A 21,396-nucleotide genomic window follows, 5' to 3' on the forward strand; every position below is an offset into this window, starting at 1 on the left:
AGGAGAAGCCACCACACCGGCAGACTTCTCGAATCCACCCGAAAGTGTGGGCACAGGCGGGATCCTGCCGAGCAGGGCGCTCAGCCCAACGCGCCCAGCGGAAAGCCCCCAGCCGCAAAGAGCCGCTTCGGTCCCGGAGACCTGCCAGGACCCTGGGGCCTCAATGCTCCTCGAACGGATACCCCCCGTCCCCACCGGCTCCACCGATCACGCCCCGTCGACTCCCCCGCTCGTACAAATCCCTCCGCACGTCGTAGCTCACGGAGTACACGTGCCCCCACGAAACCCCGGGAGCCCCGCGCAACCGGCTCGGCGTCTCCAACCGCCACGAAAGCATCGGCACCCCGGCGAAGACCCCGCCCACCTCCGGGTCGTACGCCATCGACCCCTCGCCGCCGGGCGGCGCGACGAGCACCCCGGGGCTGTCCGCGCTCCCGCCGCCGACGCGCGGATACCCGGTCCGGCACGGGAACAGCAACCCCATCGGCCAGTCGATCAGCGCCGGCTCCTGCTCGTCCAGGACCTCCCGCAGCGGCACGACGTTCCGGACCACCGGCGCGCTCACGGCGAGCCAGCCCTGCTCATCCGCCGTCGCGTCCTCGGCGAGCACCCGTACCCGGCTCGCGCCCGGCGGCACGTCGTCGACCGTCATCACGCGCCACGGCCGGAAATCCCGCCAGTCGACCGGCCTGCCGTGCCGCGGGTCGTCGAAGGGCAGCTCGGTCGGCGGCGGGTCGCGCAGCTCCCGCCGCACGGCACCGCCCGGGGTGGCGAACTCGACGGCCAGCGAGTTGCCCTGCTCCGGACGTCCCGAGACCCACAGCGACAGCACCTGTCCGGCGCCCAGCGGTGGCAGCTCGAACCACGTGGTGGCCAGCGATCCGACGGTCTGCGGCCCTCGCTCGCGGCTGTCCCACACCGCCGGGACTTCCTCGACGGGCTGCACCTCACCGTTCTTCTTCCGGTCCAACTCCGGCTCCGGCGGCGGTGGTCCCCCGGGGGCGAACCCTTCGGCCGCAGTCACCCCGGGCAGCGGTCGCAGCGCCGACGCGAACGGAAGGGTCTCGACCTCGTCCTCGATCCCGCAGCTCGTGGCGGTGAGGCTCTGCCGGTTCACCTGCGCCACCGAGAACCGGTCGCCCATCACCCGCGGCGCGGCGACGAACGACGTCAGCAGGACCAAGGTCGAGGCCAGCGCGGCGAGCACCAGCACCGACGACGGCATCGCCGTCCACGCCGGCCTTCCGGAGCCGTGCAGCGCCGCGAACCCGACGCACCCGGCGACGACGCCGAACGCCAGCCACAGCAACGGCTCGTCCAGCGGACGCACCGGCGTGTCCGACCACGGCATCGCGATGTCGGAGTACAGGTACCAGGCGTTCGGTCCCATGAACGCGAGTCCCGCCGCCACCGACGCCGCGAGCAGCCCGAAGATCCCGAGCATCCGCGCCTCGCGCGGCACCCGCACCCTCCAGAGCATCACGACGGTCACCGCCAGCAGCGCCGAACCGACCCCGGCGAGCGATCCGAAGTGGTGGGTCCACTTCGACGGGGTCAGCCACAGCCCGGCCAGCACCGCCGCGACCGCCCCGAGCAGCAGCTCCACTTCGGACATCCGCGTCCACCGGTGCACCCGCCGCAGCACGCAGCCGCCCGCGAGCAGCACCGCCGTGAGCACCAGGAAAACCGCGAGCCGCTTGCCCGCCGCGCCCCAGCTGCCCGTGCCGAGAAGCGCCGCGTACCGGTCGATCTCCTGGTACCAGCCCAGGCTCGGGCCGAACTCGTGGTGGATCGCGGTCGCCTGCAACACCCCGTTCCACGTGGAGTCGGCGAACATCGCCACCAGCCCGACCGACGCCGCGCAGCCGAGCAGCACCAGCCGGGTGGGGACCGCGGCCCAGCGCGGCAGCGGTCCCGGGCGCGCGATCACGCGCAGGATCCGCGGTGCGAAGGCGACCACGACGATCAGCGCGGCCACGCCGGTCGGCGTCACCGCCGCGGTCAGGCCGGCGGTGATCGCGGCGAGCCCGAGCCAGCCCAGCGGAGCGTCCGAGCGGTCGGCCTTGAGCAGGCAGGCGACCAGGACCGCCATGCCCAGCGAGACGAACGCCTCCGGCCGGACGCCGAGCCCGAACGGCAGCCAGCACGCCAGGAAGAACACGGCCGCCAGCGCGTGCCCCTTCAGACCGGCGCGGCACATCGGGCCTACGATGCCGCGGCTGACCACGACCCAGGTCAACAGGCCCGCCACGATGCTCGGGAACCGCAGCCACACGGGCGCGAGGCTGTAGTCCGACACCCAGCGCATCAGGTGCTGCACGAGCGTGAACGGCGTCTCGGACGCGTTGAACCACCGGTAGTAGTTGCCGATGTCGCCGCTGGGCTCGTAGTTGCGAACGGTCAGCATCGCGAACCCGTCGTCGTCGCTGATCGGCCCGATGACCAGCCACAACGCCAGGATCGCGAGCATGGCGGCATCAATTGCCATTAGCAGTGGCGAATTGAAGCGGATGCGCGGACGCGTTCGTGCGAGCAGCACCAGCGCGGAGAGCACGGCGCAGACCAGCGCGCAGGTGATCAGCGTCTGCTTCAGCTCGGTCGGCGCGGTGTCGAACCAGGAGAAGGTGCGGGCGGTGACCGACAGGGTCGCGGCCTGGGCAGGCGGCAGATCGGTGCCGAAGGTGAAGATCTCCGGCGCGGCGATCCCCTGCAGCTCCGTCGACCAGCCACCGACGGCGACCACCGATCGAGTGGAATCCGCATGCACCGTAAGAGTGCAGTCGCCGCTGAGCGCGGGCAGCGGCACCGACCGCTGTCCGAGCAGGAGTTCCGGCTTCCCGCCCCGGACGGCGAGCACCATCCCCTCCCGGTCGCTTCCCGGCGGGAGGGTGGTGAACACGGTCCCGGCAGCCTCGCGCACCGTCCGGCACGGGACGGTCGCGGCGAACTCGGCGGGCCGGTAGGGCGCGAGGAACGCCGTCGTCGCCTCGGCTTCGGCGGTCGGCCAGCGCACCTCGGTCCGTTCCGACCACACCGGCGCGAACGGCAGCGCAAGCGCGCAGACCAGGCCGAACGCCCCGACGACCAGGGCGACGGCGTGCGCGAGCCAGACCGCGGTCCGGACCGGGCGTTCCGGCGCCGGGCCGACGACGGAGTCGAGCGGCACCGGCTCGTTGGAGAGCTTCACCGGTTCATCTTGGCCACTGCGGCGGCCGGGCAGTGCGCGCGAGCGCCGGATTCCCCCGCTCGGCGGCCAACGCCCACATCGCACGGTGACGCCAACGCGCGGTCAGATCACTGGTTCGTGTGCATCCCGGTCGTTCGCCGTGCACGTGCGGTGTTCCGGGCCGGGTTTCGGCGTCCGAGCCTGTGGGGTCCGCTGTGGACAATCCGTCCAGCACTCGCGAAAGGACGGTCGATGTACGGACTTCTCTGCGCCGCCGCCATCACCCTGATCACCGGGCTCGCGCTGCTGCCGCTGCGCGGCGGAAGGGGCCGGCACGCACATGCCGGCCCCGGGACCCTGACGGTCCAGAACCTCCGCGACCAGGAGATCGAGTGGCCGCGGGTGGACTGGGACGACTACGTCGGCAGGCACCGGCTGCGCCGCCACGACATGTTCGTCCACCGCCTCGAATGGGCCCTGATGGAGTGGGCCGAATCGCGACCGGAGTCGCTCAGGACGCCCTGCGGTGGCTTCCCGCCACCTGCCGGGTGGTCACGTTGATCCGGTTCCAGGTGTTGATCGTCGCGATCGTGACGACCAGCAGCATCAGCGCCTGGTCGTCGAAGTGCTTGGCGGCGTTGTCCCAGATGTCGTCCGGGACCGGGCTGCTGCTGTCGGGCAGCCGGGTCATCGCCTCGGTCAGGGCCAGCGCGGCGCGCTCGGCCTCGGTGAACCACGGCGCCTCCCGCCAGCCCGCGATCGAGTGCAGCCGCTCGTCGGTCTCACCGGCCGCCTTGGCGTCGTTGACGTGCATGTCCAGGCAGAAGCCGCAGCCGTTGATCTGACTGGCGCGGATCCGGACCAGCTCCTGGATCTCGTGCGTGAGCAGGTCGTCCTTGCGGGTGGACTGCTCCAGCGCGCGCAGCGCCTGGTACGAGTCCGGGACGTGCTTGTACTGGTTCTTCAGCCGCGGTTCCATGTGCATCTCCCAGTGGTGTCGGATCATGACGCGTCGGGCAGCAGGGCGGCCCGAACTCTCTGCGGCGCGGCGGGGTTGTGGCGCTCGACGTCCCGCGCGATGCCGGCGACGGACCGCGCGGCCAGCTCGCGCCGCCAGGCCAGCTCGGCCTGGCGCATGCTCAGCGAGACCGCGCAGTGCTCCCGGTAGTCGATGTCCGGATCGCCGCCAGGGCCCTTGGCGATGATCTGGGTGCAGCGGAAGGCGTCGTCCGGCCCTTCGAGGGCGACGACGACGTCCAGCAGCGAGACCTCGGAGGCTTCCCGGCCCAGCCGGAACCCGCCCTTCGGCCCGGGGACCGAGGCCAGGATCCCGGCGCGGACCAGCGCCTGGAGCTGCTTGTTGAGGTACGCGGCGGGCAGGTCGTAGAGCCCGGCCAGCCGGGTCACCGGAACCGGCGCACCGGCCCAGGTCAGGTTCACGCACGAGTGCAACGCCCACTCCACACCCTGACCCATCCGCATGACCCAGACCCTACATATCCAGGACTTGGATTGTCCAGGATAATTTTTGTCCAGATCTCCGGAGAACGAGTCCCCGGGGCGGATCACCCCGGGGACTCGCGCGGATCAGACCTTGTTCAGGCCCGGCTTGCCGTCCTCGATCACGAACGAGGCCGCGGTCTCCACCGCGGCACCCTGCTTCGACACGTACGGCAGCACGCGGTAGTCCGCGCGCAGCTCACCCTCGGTGAACTTGGTGCGGATGTAGCCGCGCTGGTTGGCGTAGTAGCGGACGTGCGGGTTGTCGTTCAGGTAGCCCTTCTCCTTGTCGGTCAGCTGCGCCGAACCGTCGCCGCCGCTGGTGATCGACGTCGTGGTCAGCTCCGCGGCCACGGTCCTGCCGTCCGACTGGACGTCGTTGGCCCAGTGCGTGTGCACGTCACCGGTGAGCACGACCGGGTTGCGCGTCCTGGCCTGCTGCCAGCCCTGGATCACCCGCTGCCGCGAACCGACGTAGCCGTCCCAGGCGTCCGGGTTGTAGCCCTTGGCGTCGCCGTTGACGTAGTCGATCTCGGCGAACATGACCTGCTGGCCCAGCACGTCCCAGCGGGCGTCGGAGGTCCGCAGGCCCTGGAGCAGCCAGCGCTCCTGCTCCGCGCCGGTCAGGCTGCGCTTCGGGTCCAGCCGCGCCGGGTCGTCGTTGGGGAACTTGTCGCCGCCGACCTGGTCGTCCCGGTACTGGCGGGTGTCGAGCATGTGGAACGTCGCCAGCCGGCCCCACCGCACCTGGCGGTGCAGCCGCAGGTCGATGCCCTGCGGGACCTGGGCGCGGCGCAGCGGCATGTTCTCGTAGTACGCCTGGAACGCGGCCTTGCGCCGCTCCAGGAAGTCCGGCTGCGGGATCTCCGGCTTCTCGTAGACCTCGTCGGCCCAGTTGTTGTCAAGCTCGTGGTCGTCCCACACCACGACCCACGGCGCGGCCGCGTGCGCGAACTGCAGGTCCGGGTCGCTCTTGTACTGCGCGTGCCGCTGCCGGTAGTTGGCCAGGGTGGTGGTCTCCGGCCCGGCGTGGTCGCGGATGTTCCCGCCGGGGATCTCGTACACCCCGGCCTTGTACTCGTAGTTGTAGTCGCCCAGGTGCAGCACCAGGTCGGGGTCCTCCTCCGCGAGGTGGCGGTAGGCGGTGAAGTAGCCGTGCTCGTACTGCGCGCAGGACGCGAACGCCATCGTCAGCTCGGTCATCGCGTCCGGCAACGGCGCGGTGCGGGTGCGCCCGGCCGGCGACACGGTGCCCTCGGCGCGGAAGCGGTAGAAGTACTCGCGCCCCGGCCGCAGCCCGGTCAGCTCGACGTGCACGCTGTGCCCCAGCTCGGGCGCGGCCTGCGCCGAACCCCGCTGCACCACGCGGCTGAACTGCTCGTCCTCGGCGACCTCCCACTCCACCGGGAAGGTCTTGTTCGGCATCCCGCCCATGCCGTCCTCGGCGAGCGGGTCCGCCGCGAGGCGGGTCCAGAGCACCACGCCGTCCGGCGCCGGGTCGCCGGAGGCGACGCCGAGGGTGAACACCTCACCGCGACGGGCGAAGCCCGCGCCCTGCTGCGCGCCCGCGGGCAGCGCGCCCGCGACGGTCAGCGCGGCAGCGCCCGCGGCGGCGCCGCCGAGCAGCACGCTCCGGCGGGAGACGGTGGAATCGGACAAGGTGACCTCCTAGTTCGGGAATCCCCACCCTTGCTCCGAACGGTGAAGGTCATCCGCCGACCGGGTGATCGTAAGGTGAATAGTTCTCGCGCGCCCGCCGGGTCATGCCGCTGCGAGCCCCTCCGCCGCAGCGCGTCGGCGCGGGCGCTCGTCGGCGCGCGGACGAAGTCCCGGAAACGCGAAGCGCCCCCGGCCGGAAGAACCGGCCGGGGGCGCTCGTCGGAGTGCGGACTACAGGTAGAACGCCAGGAACAGGCAGCCCGCGAGGATGACGCCGAGGACCAGCAGGACCTTGTCCTTCAGCGCGACTTCCTCCGGTTCGCCCGCGACGCCGCGGTCGACGTCGACGGCGTACCGCAGCATCGCGATCACGAACGGCACGATCGAGATCAGGCCCCAGCGGGACTGCTCGATCTCGCGGATGTCGTAGGCCCACAGGGCGTAGGACATGATCGTGATCGCCGCCGAGATCGCCCACACGAACCGCAGGTAGGACGGCGAGTACGCCTTCAGCGACTTGCGGATCTTGGCGCCGGTCTCCAGTGCCAGCTTCACCTCGGCGTAGCGCTTGCCCGCCACCATGAACAGCGAGCCGAACGCGGTGACCAGCAGGAACCACTGCGAGATCGCCAGCTCGGCCGCGGCACCACCGGCCACCAGCCGCAGCAGGAAGCCGGACGCCACGATGCACAGGTCGATCACCGGCTGGTGCTTGAGCCCGAAGCAGTAGCCGAGCTGGACGGCGATGTAGACCGCCATCACGATCACCAGCGGGTAGCTGATGAAGGCCGAGATCAGCAGTGATCCACCCAGCAGCCCCACCGCGACCACGTAGGCGATCGGCAGCGGGATCAGGCCCGCCGCGATCGGCCGGTTGCGCTTGGTCGGGTGCTGCCGGTCGGCCTCGACGTCGATCGCGTCGTTGATGAAGTAGATGCCCGAGGCGGCCATCGAGAAGACGACGAACGCGATGACCGCGTCCAGCAGGACGCCGGTCTCCAGCAGCCGGCCCGACGCGAACGGCGCGGCCAGCACCAGGACGTTCTTCACCCACTGCTTGGGGCGCAGTTCCTTGACCAGGCCGGTGACCAGGCCCGCGGGCGTGCCCGCCTTCGCGGTCACCTTCGCGTGGTAGGCGTCCGAGGACTTGTCCTTCGGGTCGTCGGAGACCTTCTCCGGCTCCGCTTCCAGGACCTCGTCCCCGAACTCGGAGCCGATCGTGCCCTCGGCGTCGGACTCGACCTCGGCCTTCGCCTCGGCCGCGCGGGCCGCGGCCTCCGAGTCCACCTCGCCATTGCCCTCGGCCCTGTTCGCCACCTGGCCGTTGGTCCCGGCCCTGTCGGTGGCGTCGGCCCCGCCGTCGGTCTCCGGTTTCGAGACCGCCTCGGCGTCGGTTTCCTTGTTCTCAGCCACGGTTCCTCCGCCGTCTCATGAATCGCCGCACGCCCCACGCCACGACACCGCCCAGCGCGGAACCGGCGACCACATCGCTCGGATAATGAACCCCCAGGACAAGCCGGCTGACCATCATCGGCGGCACCAGCGCCGGGGTCAGCCTCTTCCCCGTCAGCCCGCCGTAGAGCACCGCGGCGGCCGTCGTGGACGTCGCGTGCGAGGACGGGAAGCTCAGCTGGCTCGGCGTACCGACCAGCACCTCGACGCCCGGGTCGGCGGGGCGGCGGCGCCGCACCACCCGCTTGACGCCGATGGACGCGCCGTGCGCGAGGGCGACGCCCGCGGCGGCGGTGATCCACTCACCGCGGCGCTTGCGGTCGACCAACGCGCCGATCGCGCCGATGGCCAGCCAGCCGCCCGCGTGCTCGCCGAACAGCGACATCGCCCGCGCGGTCTTCACCACCGGCGGCTTGGCCAGGACGCTCTGCACCTTGCGCAGCGCGACGGTCTCCGGGGTGACCGCCGACGTCTCCTCGTCGGTCTGTGCGGACTCCGGCGCGGGAGTCGTCAGGTCTGCGGACACGTTGTCTCCGGTGTTCGGGGCTGTCTGGTCACTTGTCGAAGACCTGCTTCCAGGACTCGGCACTGGTCAGGTCGGGAAGCGCGGCGCGGTACGCCGCCCGCAGCCGCGGCCACTCGCGGCCCAGCCTGCGGTAGGCCGCCAGGGCGCGGACGCCGAGCTTGCGGAACTCCTCCGGGTCGCGGCGCCGGAACGCGACGCCGCTGCCGTCGGCGTTGGACACCGTGGCGCTGTCGAGGTTGCCGAGCAGGAACCAGCGGGCGCTGTTCGCGGGCACGTTCAGCTGCGGCCGCTCGGCGGCCTCCCTGGTCGGTTCCTTGAGGTTGTGCAGCAGCGCCTTGGAGGCGCGCGCCGCGATCACCGCCGGGTTCACCGGCGGCTTGAGCAGGCCCTCCGCCATGACCGGGTCGGCCGACGGCGGCGGGAACTCCCGCGCCGACGGGACGGTCTTGGCGTCGTCGTAGTCCTTGCGCAGCTCGCGGACCTCGGGCAGCGCCGAGCGCAGCGTCTCGAACAGGCCCTCCGGACCGGACATGAAGTCCTCCAGGGCCTTGAGCTGCACCGCGACCGTCGAGTACTCCATCGACAGCAGGTGCCGCAGGGTGAGCTTCAGGCCCTGCTTGACGATCGGGACCTTCACCTCGTCCGGGCTGTGCAGGGCGGCGAGGATCAGCCGGTTGCGGGTGTGGAAGTAGGCGGTCCAGTCCGTGGCGTCGTTCTTGTCCGTCCACGGCATGTGCCAGATCGCCGCACCCGGCAGCGTCACCGTCGGGTAGCCGTGCTCGCCCGCGCGCAGCGAGTACTCGGAGTCGTCGTGCTTGATGAACAGCGGCAGCGGCAGCCCGGTGCGCTCGATGACCTCGCGCGGGATCAGGCACATCCACCAGCCGTTGTAGGTGGAGTGGATGCGCTGGTGCAGCTTCTTGCTCTTGCGCAGCGGCTTCTTGGCGAAGTCGTGGTCGGTGACCGCGCCCGGCGCGGCCCGCCACACCGCCGCCCCGAGGTCGACGACCTCGCCCATGGTGTGCAGCCGCGAGCGGGCCTGCAGGTTGAGCATCTGGCCGCCGACGATCACCGGGTTGGTGGCGGCGCGGGCGAAGGCGTTGAGCCGCAGCACGCCGTCCGGTTCCAGCGCGATGTCGTCGTCGATGACCAGGACCTGCTCGGCGTCGGTGTTGTAGACGCCCTCGTACATGACGCGGGTGAACCCGCCGGAGCCGCCGAGGTTGTCCTGCTCGACGACCTGCAGCTTGTCGCCGATCCGGCGGGCGGCCTCGTCGAAGCCCTCGGTGTCGCGGATCTTCTGCGGCCCCTGGTCGGCCACGACGACCTTCTCCACGACCGCCATGACCTGCGGGTCCTCGCCCAGCGTCTGGAGCGCGGTCACGCAGTCGGCCGGGCGGATCGTGGTGGTGCCGACGACCACCTTCTGCCTGGGCAGCGGGGTGTCGGTGGTCCAGGCGCCCTCGTCGATCTCCAGCGCGGCGTCGTTGGTGAACACGTCGAACCAGATCCAGCCGCCGTCCTCGAACGGCGCCAGCGACACCCGGAACTCCAGCGAGGTCCAGCCGTCGGGGCTGCTCACCGGCGTGCCCTGGAGGTGCACGCTGTCGCCGTTGGGCTTGGAGCGGTAGACGTCGAGCCTGCCGGACCCCCGGACCTTCAGCCGCAGCACGACCTCGCCGACCTCGGTCCAGCGCTTCCAGTAGCTGGCCGGGAAGGCGTTGAAGTAGGAGGCGAAGGAGATCTTGCTGTGCGCGGGCACCCGGACGTGGCGGCGGGAGACCACGGTGGCGGCGCTGGCGAGCACCTCCGGCTCGTCGATGTAGAGCGTCCGCACGTCCAGCGGGTCCTCGTCGCGCGGGAAGACCACGCGCTGGAGCACCTGCTCGGCGGGCACCTCGGTGCCGCCGGTGCGCACCGACGTGACGTCGCTGAGCTTGCTCTCGCCCGCCGCCTGCTGCGCGGGTGCCTCGTTGGGGGTCCGGTCTGGCACGTCAGTCCTCCAGGGAGCCGTCCAGCGAACGACCCTCGGTGAAATAGGGGGCGATCTTGTTGTCGAACATGCTCAGCGCCGAACCGATCGCCATGTGCATGTCCAGGTACTTGTAGGTGCCCAGGCGCCCGCCGAAGACGACCTTGCGGTCCTTGGCCTCCTGCTTGGCCAGCTCGCGGTAGGCCGTCAGCTTCTCCCGGTCCTCCGGCGTGTTGATCGGGTAGTACGGCTCGTCGCCGGTCTTGGCGAACCGCGAGTACTCCCGCACCACGACGGTCTTGTCCTTCGGGTACTTCCGCTCGGGGTGGAAGTGCCGGAACTCGTGGATCCGGGTGTAGGGCACCTCCTCGTCGGCGTAGTTCATCACCGACGTGCCCTGGAAGTCACCGGTGGGCAGGACCTCGGTCTCGAAGTCCAGGGTCCGCCAGCCCAGCTCGCCCTCGGAGTAGTCGAAGTACTGGTCCAGCGGCCCGGTGTAGACGACCGGGACCTGGGGCAGGTCACCGCGCACGTCGAAGTAGTCCGTGCTGAGCCGAACGTCGATGTTCGGGTGCTCGGCCATCTTCTCCAACCACGCGGTGTAGCCGTCGACCGGCAGGCCCTCGTAGGCGTCGTTGAAGTACCGGTTGTTGAAGTTGTAGCGGACGGGCAGGCGGGTGATGTTCGCCGCGGGCAGTTCCTTGGGGTCGGTCTGCCACTGCTTGGCCGTGTACCCGCGGATGAACGCCTCGTAGAGCGGGCGTCCGACCAGCGAGATCGCCTTCTCCTCGAGGTTCTTCGCGCGGGCGGTGTCGATCTCCGCCGCCTGCTCCGCGACCAGCGCCCTGGCCTCGTCCGGGGTGAACGCGCGGCCGAAGAACTGGCAGAGCAGGCCCAAGTTCATCGGGAACGAGTAAATCTGGCCCTGATACTTGGTGAACACCCGATGCTGGTAATCGGTGAATTCCGTGAACTGGTTCACGTAGTCCCACACCCGCTTGTTGGAAGTGTGGAACAGGTGGGCGCCGTAGCGGTGCACCTCGATCCCGGTTTCCGGTTCCGCCTCGGAATAGGCGTTACCGCCGATGTGGTCACGTCGGTCCAGCACCAGCACCCGCTTGTCGAGCTGGGTTGCGGTGCGCTCTGCGATCGTCAGGCCGAAGAATCCGGAACCCACAACGATCAGGTCATAGCCTGCGAAGCTCACAGTCGACGAGGGTAGCGGGGACGAACGGCCGCCCCGAAACCGCGTTGACGTTAGGACGCACATCCCGCTACGTGGCGTGTTGAGATCGACCCCTTCCCCGTCTTTTCGCTGGCCAAGAGGCCGCGAGTAACCACGTCGGGTGATCTGGGAAACACGTTTCGAAGCGGAATGATCACTCATCTCCGGCCGAAGGGTGACCCTCCGGCGAGTCGGGTTCGGTAGCATCGGGCCCGCCGACGAACCGCCTGCCACCAGGCGCGAAACATCGTGATCGGCGCTGCTGGGCTCCAACTCTGGGACGGTGGTCGAGGCGTGACCCGGACACGCGATCGTTATCTGCTCGTCGCTGCGATCGTCGTCCAACTGATGGCGATCTGGTTCGTGCACTGGATCGACACCCGCGGGTACATGGACACCGACATCTACCGGCTCGGCGCCCGCGCGTGGCTGCTGGGCAACGAGGTGTTCGGCGACGACCTCACCCCGGAGACGCCGGACACCGCGACCCTGCCGTTCATCTACCCGCCGTTCGCGGCGCTGCTGTTCGTGCCGCTCGCGTGGATGTCGTCGGACGCCGCCGTGGTGACCGTGGCGGTGTGCTCGCACCTGGCGATCCTGGTCACGGCGTACTCGCTGGCGCGCTCGTCGCCGTACCTCGCGCCGCGCGCCGGCCAGGTGGCGGTGGCCACCGGGATGCTGATGCCGCTGATCACGCTGGTGGAACCGGCCAGGGAGACGATCAACTACGGGCAGATCAACCTGGTGCTGATGGCGCTGGTCGCGGCCGACTGCCTGCTGCCGCGCACGCCGTGGCCGCGCGGCCTGCTGGCCGCGCCGCGGGACTCGGCGGACTGGTGGCTGGACAAGATGCTGGAGACCGGCAACGACTTCGGCACCGTCTACGCGGGCAACCTCACCCTGCGCAGCCTGCTGGCCAAGCAGGAGCTGACCGGGTTCGCGCTGAACTCGCTGTGGATCATCGGATCCGCGGTGCTGCTGGCGCTCGCGGTCCTGGGCATCCGCTACGCCCTGCGGGTGCGCAACGTCCCGCTGGCGCTGATGATCAACGCGGTCCTGGTGCTGCTGGTCTCGCCGATCTCCTGGTCGCACCACTGGGTGTGGGCGGCGCCCGCGCTGGGCCTGCTGTTCGCGATGGCGGTGCGGCACCGCTGGTACGGCGTGCTGCTCGTGCTGGGGCTGGCCCTGGTCACGGTGCTGATCGGCCCGCAGTGGTACCTGCCGTACACCGACGACAAGGAACTGGACTGGACGTTCTCGCAGCAGATCGTCGGCAACGCCTACACCCTGTTCGGCATCGGTTTCCTGATCGCCGCGGCGGTCGCGCACTTCCGGCTGCACCCGCCGGTCGACCCGCCGCCCGCGCCGGCGCGCGAGGGTCACCCGACCAGCGCAGCGACCTGAGCGCCGTCCGGGCCGGGCCCGGATACTCGGTTGCCGACCTTCCGGGGAGGTGCCGACATGCGTCTCGGGTCCGCCGTTGCGCTAGCCCTGCTGCTGACCGCCACCGCGGTACCGGCCACCCAAGCGACATCGGCCGCCCAGGCAACAACGGCCTCGACCACCGTCCGGCTCGCCGACCTGCCCGCCAGGGCCGGGGAGCGGGAGGTGCGGCTCGCCGACCCGTTCAGCATGGTCGGCCTCACCTGGTCCGGCGCACCGCCGGACCAGGTGGAGATCAGCTCGCTGACCCCGTCCGGCTGGGGCCGCTGGACCGCGCTGCCCGCCGAGCGCGGTGCGAGCGAGCCGCTGTGGACCGGCCGGACCACGAGCGCCCGGGTGCGCGCGACCCGCGCGGGCGCGGACGTGACCGGTGAGCTGGCGCTGGTCGCGCTCCGGCCGGATCCGGCGCCGACGGGCGCCCTGCGCACGGATGTGATCAAGCGCGCGGAGTGGGGCGCCGACGAGGGGCTCATGAAGTGGCCGCCGGAGCCGACCACCACCAAGGCGGCGATCGTCCACCACACGGCCGGGACCAACGACTACACCTGCGAGGAGTCCGCGGCGATCGTGCGCGGGATCTACGAGTTCCACGCGGTCACCCGGGGCTGGGGCGACATGGGCTACCACGTGCTCGTCGACAAGTGCGGGAACCGCTTCGAGGGCCGCACCGGCGGGCTGGGCGGGAACGTGGTCGGAGCACACGCGATGGGCTTCAACCGCAACACCTTCGGCATCGCGATGCTCGGCGACTTCAGCGGCGTGGCGCCGCCGCAGAAGATGGTGACCGCGGTCGGCGAGATGGCCGGGTGGAAGCTCCGCCAGGCCGGGGTGCCGGTCGACGGCGAGACCAGGCTGGTCTCCGAGGGCGGGGAGAACGTGCTGTTCCCGCCCGGTGAAGAGGCCACGCTGCCGACGATCTTCGCCCACCGGGACGTCGCGCACACCGCCTGCCCCGGCGACCACGGCTACACCAACCTAGCCGCAATCCGCCACGCCGCCATCTGACCACCGGTCTTCCGAAGCGGCTCCCGCCAGGCTGTTTTGATCTTCAAGCGGCGAAGCCGCTTAGCCCACCCGATCAACCGGCACCGCCGCGGGTTCTCAGGCGTCGCCTCGCGAGGACAGCTTTTTCCGTCGTATTGGACATACGTCGGAAAAAGATTCCGGAGCGAGGCGGCGTCTGAGGTTCCGCCAAGCGACCACGCACGCAGAACGAGGCCAAGACCTAAAACGTCACCACCAGCGTTCTAGGACCTGGGCTACTCCGTTGTCATTGTTAGTACCCGTCACCTCGTCGGCGACGGCCAGCGCGGACGCGTGCGCGTTGCGCATCGCGACGCCGTGGCCGGCCCAGGACAGCATCGGCACGTCGTTGGGCATGTCGCCGAAGGCGATGACGTCGGCCTGCTCGACGCCGAGTTCGGCGGCGACCGCGCGCAGGCCGCTGGCCTTGTCCACCCCGGCCGCGGAGAACTCGATCAGCCCGGCGCCGGTCGAGTAGGTCAGCTGGAGCCGGGTGCCGATGACCTCGTGGGCCACCGCCGCCATCTCGTCGCTGGTCATCTTGTCGTGCAGCGCGAGCAGCTTGACCGCGGGCTTGCCCACGACCTGGTCGGTCGGCACCACCCGGATGTCGGAATTCGGCCACACCCGGCGGAAGTCCTCCTCGGCGAGGAACTGGTCATCGACCCGGTCGCGCGCGCCGTTGGTCGTGCGCTCCACCGCGAAGGCGCAGCCAGGCAGCTCGTGGTGCAGTTCACGCACCACGTCGTGCAGGGTGACGCTGTCGATCGTGCTCGAGTCGAGCACGCGGTCGGCACCGGTGTCGTAGAGCACCGCGCCGTTCGAGCAGACCGCGACGCCGGCGACGCCGAGGCCGTCGACCACCGTCGGCATCCAGCGCGGCGGACGCCCGGTGACCAGCACGAACGGCGTGCCCTCCGCGACCACCCGCTGCACTGTGGCAGCGGTCCGGCCGCTCACCCGCTCCATCGAGTCGAGCAGGGTGCCGTCCACGTCCGATGCCACCAGGCCAGGTTTGCGCACCCCCACATCCTGCCTGCGGAAAGGCGCGGAGGGGACGCGATTCCGGCCACGTCACAGCAGGAGGAGATCACCCGATACGGTCAAAGGCGTGCGTGTTGGCATCGTGATTCTCCCCGAGCACCGTTGGTGGGCGGCCGAACCGCTGTGGCGGATGGCAGAGGAGTACGGCTTCGCCCACGGCTGGACCTACGACCACCTGGGCTACGGCTCCCTCGTGGACAAACCCTGGTTCGACGCGGTCCCGACGCTGACCGCCGCCGCCACGGCGACCTCCACGCTGCGGCTGGGCACCCTGGTGTCCTCGCCGAACTTCCGGCACCCGGTGCACTTCGCCCGCGAACTGACCGCGCTCGACGACATCGCCGACGGGCGGATCACGCTCGGCATCGGCGCGGGCGGGATCGGCTTCGACGCCCACGTTCTCGGCGGTTCCGAACTGCCCGCGAGCGCGCGGGTGGACCGGTTCGCCGAGTTCGTCGAGCTGCTGGACCTGGTGCTCACCAGGGACAACACCACCTACCGCGGCGAGCACTTCACCGCCGTGGAGGCGCGGCGGGCGCCCGGCTGCGTGCAGGCGCCCCGGCTGCCGTTCGTGGTCGCCGCCAACGGCACCCGGATGATGCGGCTGGCCGCGCGGTTCGGGCGGGGGTGGCTGACCACCGGCCGCTACACCGACGACCTGAACACCTGGTGGCGCTCGGTGGCGGACCTGTCGATGCGCTTCACCGACGTGGTCGCCGAGGAGGGCCGGGAAGGTCGGCGGATCGACCGCTACCTGTCGGTCGACGCGGCACCGGCGTACTCGCTGTCCAGCGTCGAGTACTTCCGGGACGTGGTCGGCCGGGCCGGGGAGCTGGGCTTCACCGACGTCATCAGCCACTGGCCGCGCCCGGAGGAGCCCTACGCGGGCAAGGAGTCCACAGTGGAGGAAATCGCCTCCGAGGTGCTGCCCGAGCTGTGAGTGTGCGGGCGGCGGCCCGCGGGTAGGCGCGGGGCGGAGGTGAGCGCGATGTCCGACCGGACGACCGCCCGGAACCTGCTGGAGCAGGGCGGGACCACCTACGCCGCGCAGGCCGGGATCAAGCTGGAGAACAAGCCCGCGCCGCTGTACCGGCTGCTGGTGCTGTCGGTGCTGCTGTCCACCCGGATCAAGGCCGACATCGCGGTCGCGGCGGCCCGCGAGCTCGCCGAGTTCGGCACGCCGGAGAAGATGCGGAACGCGACCTGGCAGCAGCGGGTCGACGCGCTCGGCCGCGCGCACTACGTCCGCTACGACGAGAGCACGGCGACCGCGCTCGGCGAAGGCGCTCAACTGCTGCTCGACGAGTACGGCGGCGACCTGCGCAAACTCCGGGACGACGACGTCCGCGCGATGCAGCGGAGGCTGCGCGAGGTGCCCCGGATGGGCCCGGTCGGCGTGCACATCTTCTGCCGCGAGGCGCAGGCCGTCTGGCCGGAGCTGCGGCCCTACCTGGACAAGAAGGCGCTCCAGGGCGCGGAGAAGGTCGGCCTGCCGACCGATCCGCGGCGGCTCGCCGAGCTGGTCGCCGATGACGACCTGGCCCGGCTCGCCGCCGCCCTGGTCCGGGTCGAGCTGGAGAAGGACCTGCGCGAGAAGGTCAGCGCTTAGGTTCGAGGACCTCTCGGCCGCCGAGGAACGGCCGCAGCGCCTCGGGCACCCGGACCGAACCGTCGGCCTGCTGGTGGTTCTCCAGGATCGCGACGATCCAGCGGGTGGTGGCCAGCGTGCCGTTGAGGGTGGCCGCGAACCGGGTCGGGCCGTCGGCCTCCCGGTAGCGGGTGTTGAGCCGCCGCGCCTGGAACGTCGTGCAGTTCGAGGTGGAGGTCAGCTCGCGGTAGGTCTGCTGGCTGGGGATCCACGCCTCGCAGTCGTACTTGCGGGCCGCGCTCGCGCCGAGGTCGCCCGCCGCGGTGTCGATCACCCGGTACGGGACCTCGATCTTGGCGAGCATCTCCTCCTCCCAGGCCAGCAGCCGCTCGTGCTCGGCCACCGCGTCCTCCTCGCGGCAGTACACGAACATCTCCAGCTTGTTGAACTGGTGCACGCGGATGATGCCGCGGGTGTCGCGGCCGTAGGACCCGGCCTCGCGGCGGAAGCACGACGACCAGCCCGCGTAGCGCAGCGGGCCTTCGGAGAGGTCGACGATCTCGCCCGCGTGGTAGCCCGCCAGCGGCACCTCGGAAGTGCCGACCAGGTACAGGTCGTCCTCCTCCAGCCGGTAGACCTCGGTGGCGTGGGCGCCGAGGAAGCCGGTGCCCTCCATGATCTCCGGGCGCACCAGCACCGGCGGCACGACCAGCGTGAACCCGGCGGCCGACGCCTGCGCTGCGGCCATGTTCAGCAGCGCGAGCTCCAGCTGGGCGCCGATGCCGGTGAGGAAGTAGAACCGGGCGCCCGCGACCTTCGCGCCGCGCTCCATGTCCATCGCGCCCAGGCCGGTGCCCAGCTCCAGGTGGTCCTTGACCTCGAAGTCGAACTCACCGGGCACGCCGACGTGCTTGAGCACGGCGTAGTCGTCCTCGCCGCCCGGCGGGACGCCCGGGCCGACGATGTTGGAGATCTTCTTCTGCGCCTCGGTCAGCGCCTGGTCGGCCTCGTTCTGCTCGACCTCGGCGGCCTTGACCTGCGCGGCCAGCTCCTTGGCCTGCTTGAGCAGCGCCTCCCGCTCCTCGCCCTTGGCCTTGCCGACCTGCTTGCCGAGCTGCTTCTGCTCGGCGCGCAGCGAGTCCGCGCGCGACACCGCTGACCTGCGACGCTCGTCGGCGGACAGCAGCGAGTCCACCACCGCCGCGTCCTCGCCCCGCGCGCGCTGCGAGGCGCGCACCGCTTCCGGATCCTCGCGTAGCATCTTCAGGTCGATCACAGCAGGTCAGCCTAGCCGCCCCGCGCGTGACCACGATCCCTGGGTGGGGCCGACGGCCGGGTGCGCCTGATCGAGGTTCCGCCACTCCGCGAGCGCGGAAAGGATCACCCCGGAATGCGGTGCGGGACGAAGGCGGCGCCGTCGTCGGTGATCAGGCCCGCGGTCTCCCGGATGCCCAGGCCCGCCGAGCTGTCGCCTACCACCCACGCGCCGAGCGCGGGCCGCATCCCGTCGAACTCCGGCAGCGGGTCGAACGCCTGGTAGACGTAGCCCTCCTCGCCGTAGAAGCCGCCGGTCTCGGTCTCCCAGCCCGGCGCGACGACGGAGATGTTGTTGCCCTCGCGGCCCAGCAGCGGCTTGCGCACGTACTCGGTGAGCAGTCCGGGCTGGCCGATGTAGGCGGGCAGCAGGTTCGGGTGTCCGGGGTGCATCTCCCACAGGACCGCGAGCAGCGCCTTGTTCGACAGCAGCATCTTCCACAGCGGTTCGACCCACTGGGTGGCCGGAAGCGAGCCGACCGCGTGCTTGCCGAAGTCGTCGTCGACCATCCACTCCCAGGGGTAGATCTTGACGACCGAGCCCATCGGCGCCTCTTCGAGGTCGACGAAGCGCTCCAGCAGGCTGTCCCAGCCGATCTCCTCGATGGCCAGGCCGATGGTGTTCAGCCCCGCCTCGGCCGCGGTCTCCTGGAGGTAGGCCGCGGTGATGTTGTCCTCACCGCTGGTGTCCGAGCTCGACCAGGTGAAGTGGACCTCGTCGGTGCCCAGCTGCTGCCCGATCTCCTGCCAGCGCTCGACCAGCTTCTCGTGGATCGAGTTCCACTGGTCGTCGCCCTCGTGGCACTCGGTCAGCCAGTGCCACTGCACGACCGCCGCCTCCAGCAGCGAGGTCGGGGTGTCGGCGTTGTACTCCAGCAGCTTGGCCGGGCCGGAGCCGTCGTAGCGCAGGTCGAAGCGGCCGTAGAGGTGCGGGTCGTGCCGCTTCCAGGACTCGGCGATGTGCGGCCACACCCACTCCGGGATGCCGAAGTCCCGGTACCGCTCGGTGGTGATCACGTGGTCCACGGCGTCCAGGCACATCGAGTGCAGCAGCTCGACGTCGGCCTCCAGCGACAGCACCTCGTCGAGGGCGAACTCGTAGTGCACGCCCTCGTCCCAGTACGGCCGCTTCGAGCCGTCGGCGGCCCGCGCGGGGGTGCCGAAGACCAGGCCGAGCTCCTCGACCTTCCGCTGCCAGTCGGGCCGCCGCTCCGTCGTTCTGCGCCGCAAGGTCAGCTCCCAGCGCTGCCGGACTTGTTGCTGATGCCGAACCCACCGCGCTGGATGGTGCTGCCCTTGGTGTTCTTGATGGTGCTGTCGGCGGGCTTGGTGAAGTTCGGGCTGGAAACCGGCTGGCCGATGCCGGGTGCGGGCTGGCCGGGCGAGGTGTAGCCGTAGCGGTACTGGGCCTGGCCGAAGCCCCCGCCGGGCAGGATGATCGGCATGAAGAACATGCCGGTGTGGGCGTCGTAGCTGCCGCCGTTGGCCCGGACGTAGTTCTCGTCGCACAGCTCGTCGCGGTCCTGCGTGACCTGCCCGTTCGGCGGCGCCGCCGCGCAGTACTGCGTCACGGCGTCGCGTTCCTGGCTGTAGGCCGCGCCCTGGTAGAAGGCGGCGACCAGGGCCACCACGCCGACCGTGACACCGCCGCCGATCATCACCCGGCGGCGGGCCTGGGTCTTGCGCGCGGCCTCGGCGAGCTCGGCGGCCTGCTTCTCCTCGCGCCGCTTCTCGGCGGCGATGCGGGCGCGCTTCTCGGCGAGCGTGGGCTCGCGCGGTGTCGTCGTCTCCGGATCCTGGAATCGCATCTGGCCCGGACGCGGTTCCGGCTCCCCCGGCGTCGGTCCCTGCGGCTTGTCGTCGTCCACTGCTCCGCCACTTTCCGTCATCGCCACTCCCAGCAGCAACAGTACCCATCCGAGTGTTGGCCCGGCGTGTGCCATTGGGACGGCGCGGGCCGCGAATCGGTTTCGAACCGAGATCAACGCGCATCAGGCAGGCCGGAGGCGGCCGAGGCATCATGTGTTCGATGTCCGACACCGAATCCTCTCCCCGCCCCAGCCGGAAGAAGCCGAACACCCGGCTGGTGATGATCTCGGCCGCGATCGGCGCGATGCTGATCCTCGTCATCAGCGCGCTGCTGAACTGGCCGGCGGGCAACAACAGGTCCGGTGTCGGCGGACCGGGCAAGATCGGATCGGCGCCCGCCCCGGAAGCGGTGTTCAGCGCGGCGGCGGGGACCTGCCTGAACTGGACCGCGCCGGACGCGGCGGACATCAGCCAGGTCACCTGCGCCGAGCCGCACCTGTTCGAGGTCACCGGGACCGCGGATCTGAAGGCGGAGTTCGGCGACCAGGCCCCCTACCCCGACACCGAGCGCTGGCAGCAGCTCAAGGCCGAGCGCTGCACCGAGGTGTCGAGGGGCTTCCTGTCCGGCCGGTTCGACCCGCACGGCCGGTTCGCGGTCGGCGCGTTCACGCCCAGCGAGCAGGGCTGGGCCAAGGGCGACCGCAAGCTGCACTGCGGGCTCCAGCAGCCCGGACCGTCCGGCAAGCTGTACCGGATCACCGGCAGCGCCTCGAAGATGGACCAGTCCAACATCTACCCCGAGGGCCGCTGCCTGGGCATCAACGGCACCGCGGTGTGGGACCCGGTGGACTGCGGCCAGCCGCACTCGGTGGAGATCACCGGGATCGTCGACCTCGGGCAGCAGTTCCCCGGCGGCTTCCCGGCGGAGACCGAGCAGGACGGCTTCCTGGCGGCGCGCTGCGAGGAGCTGTCGGCCGCCTACGCGGGCGGGCCGACCGTGGTGCGCGACAAGGGGCTCACGCCCTACTGGGACACGCTGCCGCCGGAGAGCTGGGACGCCGGGTCGCGCCAGGTGAACTGCAAGGTCAGCGCGCCGCTTCCGGACGGCAGCGGGCTGGCGCCGGTGACCGGCGGCGTCCGGGGCGAGGTGCGGGTCGGCCGGGAGCCCGGGCAGGTGGAGAGCGCACCGGTCGAACCGGGAGTTCCCGCCTCCGGCGAGCGCTGAGCGGGTAGAACTGGAGCCGTGCCGGTGGAGATGACCAGGGCGCGGTTCGACGAGCTCGTCGGGGACGCGCTCGACCTGCTGCCCCCCGAGTTCGCGTCCGCGATGAACAACGTCGTGGTGCTCGTCGAGGACCGCCATCCCGAGGAGCCCGAGCTGCTCGGGCTGTACGAGGGCATCGCGCTGACCGAGCGCGACAGCACCTACGGCGGCTCGCTGCCGGACCGGATCACGATCTACCGCGACGCGCTGCTGGACATGTGCGCGGACGAGGAGGAGGTCGTCGACGAAGTCGCGGTGACCGTCATCCACGAGATCGCGCACCACTTCGGCATAGACGACGAGAAGCTGCACGAGCTGGGCTGGGGCTGATGTAAAGAGGTTGGACTCACCCCTGCGGGGCGGCGCAGGTAGCGGAACCTCAGACGCCCTCTGGCTGCGGGATCTTTTTCC

At 70.7% G+C, this 21,396-nt stretch carries 19 protein-coding genes; 7 read left to right on the forward strand and 12 right to left on the reverse strand.

Annotated elements, in window-relative coordinates:
• Positions 1-160 precede the first annotated feature (160 nt).
• The gene (locus ABD691_RS32295) at positions 161-3,187 is read right to left on the reverse strand and encodes an arabinosyltransferase domain-containing protein (protein WP_344686155.1); all 3,027 of its coding nucleotides are present in this window, start codon (positions 3,185-3,187) and stop codon (positions 161-163) included.
• Positions 3,188-3,418: 231 nt separating this feature from the next.
• Here ABD691_RS32295 and ABD691_RS32300 point away from each other — a divergent pair, with 231 nt between their 5' ends.
• Complete coding sequence (locus tag ABD691_RS32300) at positions 3,419-3,727, forward strand: hypothetical protein (protein WP_344686156.1); 309 nt, start codon at positions 3,419-3,421, stop codon at positions 3,725-3,727.
• On the opposite strand, the gene ABD691_RS32305 is transcribed toward ABD691_RS32300, so the two are convergent.
• From ABD691_RS32305 to glf, 7 genes are all read right to left on the reverse strand, one after another.
• Positions 3,678-4,145, reverse strand: a complete 468-nt coding sequence (locus tag ABD691_RS32305) for a carboxymuconolactone decarboxylase family protein (protein ID WP_344686157.1) — start codon at positions 4,143-4,145, stop codon at positions 3,678-3,680. The genes ABD691_RS32300 and ABD691_RS32305 overlap by 50 nt on opposite strands.
• Positions 4,146-4,168: 23 nt before the next feature.
• Positions 4,169-4,648: an RrF2 family transcriptional regulator gene (locus ABD691_RS32310; RefSeq protein WP_344686158.1), complete on the reverse strand. Its 480-nt coding sequence runs from the start codon at positions 4,646-4,648 to the stop codon at positions 4,169-4,171.
• Between the two features lie 105 nt (positions 4,649-4,753).
• Positions 4,754-6,325, reverse strand: coding sequence for an alkaline phosphatase D family protein (locus ABD691_RS32315; RefSeq protein WP_344686159.1), 1,572 nt, complete (start codon positions 6,323-6,325; stop codon positions 4,754-4,756).
• Between the two features lie 231 nt (positions 6,326-6,556).
• Positions 6,557-7,516: a decaprenyl-phosphate phosphoribosyltransferase gene (locus ABD691_RS32320; RefSeq protein WP_425565212.1), complete on the reverse strand. Its 960-nt coding sequence runs from the start codon at positions 7,514-7,516 to the stop codon at positions 6,557-6,559.
• A 214-nt stretch (positions 7,517-7,730) separates the two neighbouring features.
• Entirely contained in the window at positions 7,731-8,303 is a 573-nt protein-coding gene (locus ABD691_RS32325) for a phosphatase PAP2 family protein (RefSeq protein WP_425565210.1), read from the reverse strand.
• Between the two features lie 28 nt (positions 8,304-8,331).
• Complete coding sequence (locus tag ABD691_RS32330) at positions 8,332-10,296, reverse strand: glycosyltransferase (protein WP_344686161.1); 1,965 nt, start codon at positions 10,294-10,296, stop codon at positions 8,332-8,334.
• 1 nt (position 10,297) lies between these two features.
• Positions 10,298-11,482: a UDP-galactopyranose mutase gene (gene glf / locus ABD691_RS32335; RefSeq protein ID WP_344686162.1), complete on the reverse strand. Its 1,185-nt coding sequence runs from the start codon at positions 11,480-11,482 to the stop codon at positions 10,298-10,300.
• 312 nt (positions 11,483-11,794) lie between these two features.
• On the opposite strand from glf, the gene ABD691_RS32340 reads away from it, so the two are divergent.
• Together ABD691_RS32340 and ABD691_RS32345 are read left to right on the forward strand one after the other, a co-directional pair.
• On the forward strand, positions 11,795-12,904 hold the full coding sequence (locus tag ABD691_RS32340; protein ID WP_344686163.1) for a glycosyltransferase 87 family protein: 1,110 nt from the start codon (positions 11,795-11,797) through the stop codon (positions 12,902-12,904).
• Between the two features lie 57 nt (positions 12,905-12,961).
• Complete coding sequence (locus tag ABD691_RS32345; RefSeq protein ID WP_344686164.1) at positions 12,962-13,948, forward strand: peptidoglycan recognition protein family protein; 987 nt, start codon at positions 12,962-12,964, stop codon at positions 13,946-13,948.
• Positions 13,949-14,176: 228 nt separating this feature from the next.
• Here ABD691_RS32345 and ABD691_RS32350 read toward each other — a convergent pair whose 3' ends face one another.
• Positions 14,177-14,989 carry an HAD family hydrolase gene (locus ABD691_RS32350; RefSeq protein WP_344686165.1) on the reverse strand — a complete coding sequence of 271 codons (813 nt, stop codon included), beginning with the start codon at positions 14,987-14,989 and terminating at the stop codon, positions 14,177-14,179.
• An 88-nt stretch (positions 14,990-15,077) separates the two neighbouring features.
• On the opposite strand from ABD691_RS32350, the gene ABD691_RS32355 reads away from it, so the two are divergent.
• On the forward strand, positions 15,078-15,950 hold the full coding sequence (locus tag ABD691_RS32355) for an LLM class flavin-dependent oxidoreductase (protein WP_344686166.1): 873 nt from the start codon (positions 15,078-15,080) through the stop codon (positions 15,948-15,950).
• Between the two features lie 48 nt (positions 15,951-15,998).
• Positions 15,999-16,619: an endonuclease gene (locus ABD691_RS32360; RefSeq protein ID WP_344686167.1), complete on the forward strand. Its 621-nt coding sequence runs from the start codon at positions 15,999-16,001 to the stop codon at positions 16,617-16,619.
• On the opposite strand, the gene serS is transcribed toward ABD691_RS32360, so the two are convergent.
• From serS to ABD691_RS32375, 3 genes are all read right to left on the reverse strand, one after another.
• A complete protein-coding gene (gene serS / locus ABD691_RS32365; RefSeq protein WP_344686168.1) occupies positions 16,609-17,874 on the reverse strand; it encodes a serine--tRNA ligase in 1,266 nt (421 codons plus the stop codon). The two genes, ABD691_RS32360 and serS, sit on opposite strands and share 11 nt — an antisense overlap.
• Before the next feature lie 104 nt (positions 17,875-17,978).
• Positions 17,979-19,142 (reverse strand): glutathionylspermidine synthase family protein, encoded by a 1,164-nt coding sequence (locus ABD691_RS32370; RefSeq protein WP_344686169.1) that lies wholly within the window; start codon positions 19,140-19,142, stop codon positions 17,979-17,981.
• Between the two features lie 2 nt (positions 19,143-19,144).
• Entirely contained in the window at positions 19,145-19,801 is a 657-nt protein-coding gene (locus ABD691_RS32375; RefSeq protein WP_344686170.1) for a hypothetical protein, read from the reverse strand.
• 140 nt (positions 19,802-19,941) lie between these two features.
• On the opposite strand from ABD691_RS32375, the gene ABD691_RS32380 reads away from it, so the two are divergent.
• Positions 19,942-20,946 (forward strand): septum formation family protein, encoded by a 1,005-nt coding sequence (locus tag ABD691_RS32380; protein WP_344686171.1) that lies wholly within the window; start codon positions 19,942-19,944, stop codon positions 20,944-20,946.
• A gap of 18 nt (positions 20,947-20,964) precedes the next feature.
• Positions 20,965-21,315 carry a metallopeptidase family protein gene (locus tag ABD691_RS32385; RefSeq protein ID WP_344686172.1) on the forward strand — a complete coding sequence of 117 codons (351 nt, stop codon included), beginning with the start codon at positions 20,965-20,967 and terminating at the stop codon, positions 21,313-21,315.
• The last annotated feature ends 81 nt before the right edge of the window (positions 21,316-21,396 follow it).

The organism is Saccharopolyspora taberi, from assembly GCF_039534165.1.
GTDB lineage: Bacteria > Actinomycetota > Actinomycetes > Mycobacteriales > Pseudonocardiaceae > Saccharopolyspora_D > Saccharopolyspora_D taberi.

What these genes read in the sequence shown, in the direction of transcription:
- ABD691_RS32300 (WP_344686156.1), top strand. Translation starts at nt 3,419, where the DNA reads ATGTACGGACTTCTCTGCGCCGCCGCCATCACCCTGATCACCGGGCTC.
- ABD691_RS32305 (WP_344686157.1), bottom strand. Translation starts at nt 4,145, where the DNA reads ATGGAACCGCGGCTGAAGAACCAGTACAAGCACGTCCCGGACTCGTAC.
- ABD691_RS32310 (WP_344686158.1), bottom strand. Translation starts at nt 4,648, where the DNA reads ATGCGGATGGGTCAGGGTGTGGAGTGGGCGTTGCACTCGTGCGTGAAC.
- ABD691_RS32345 (WP_344686164.1), top strand. Translation starts at nt 12,962, where the DNA reads ATGCGTCTCGGGTCCGCCGTTGCGCTAGCCCTGCTGCTGACCGCCACC.
- ABD691_RS32360 (WP_344686167.1), top strand. Translation starts at nt 15,999, where the DNA reads ATGTCCGACCGGACGACCGCCCGGAACCTGCTGGAGCAGGGCGGGACC.
- ABD691_RS32375 (WP_344686170.1), bottom strand. Translation starts at nt 19,801, where the DNA reads ATGACGGAAAGTGGCGGAGCAGTGGACGACGACAAGCCGCAGGGACCG.
- ABD691_RS32380 (WP_344686171.1), top strand. Translation starts at nt 19,942, where the DNA reads ATGTCCGACACCGAATCCTCTCCCCGCCCCAGCCGGAAGAAGCCGAAC.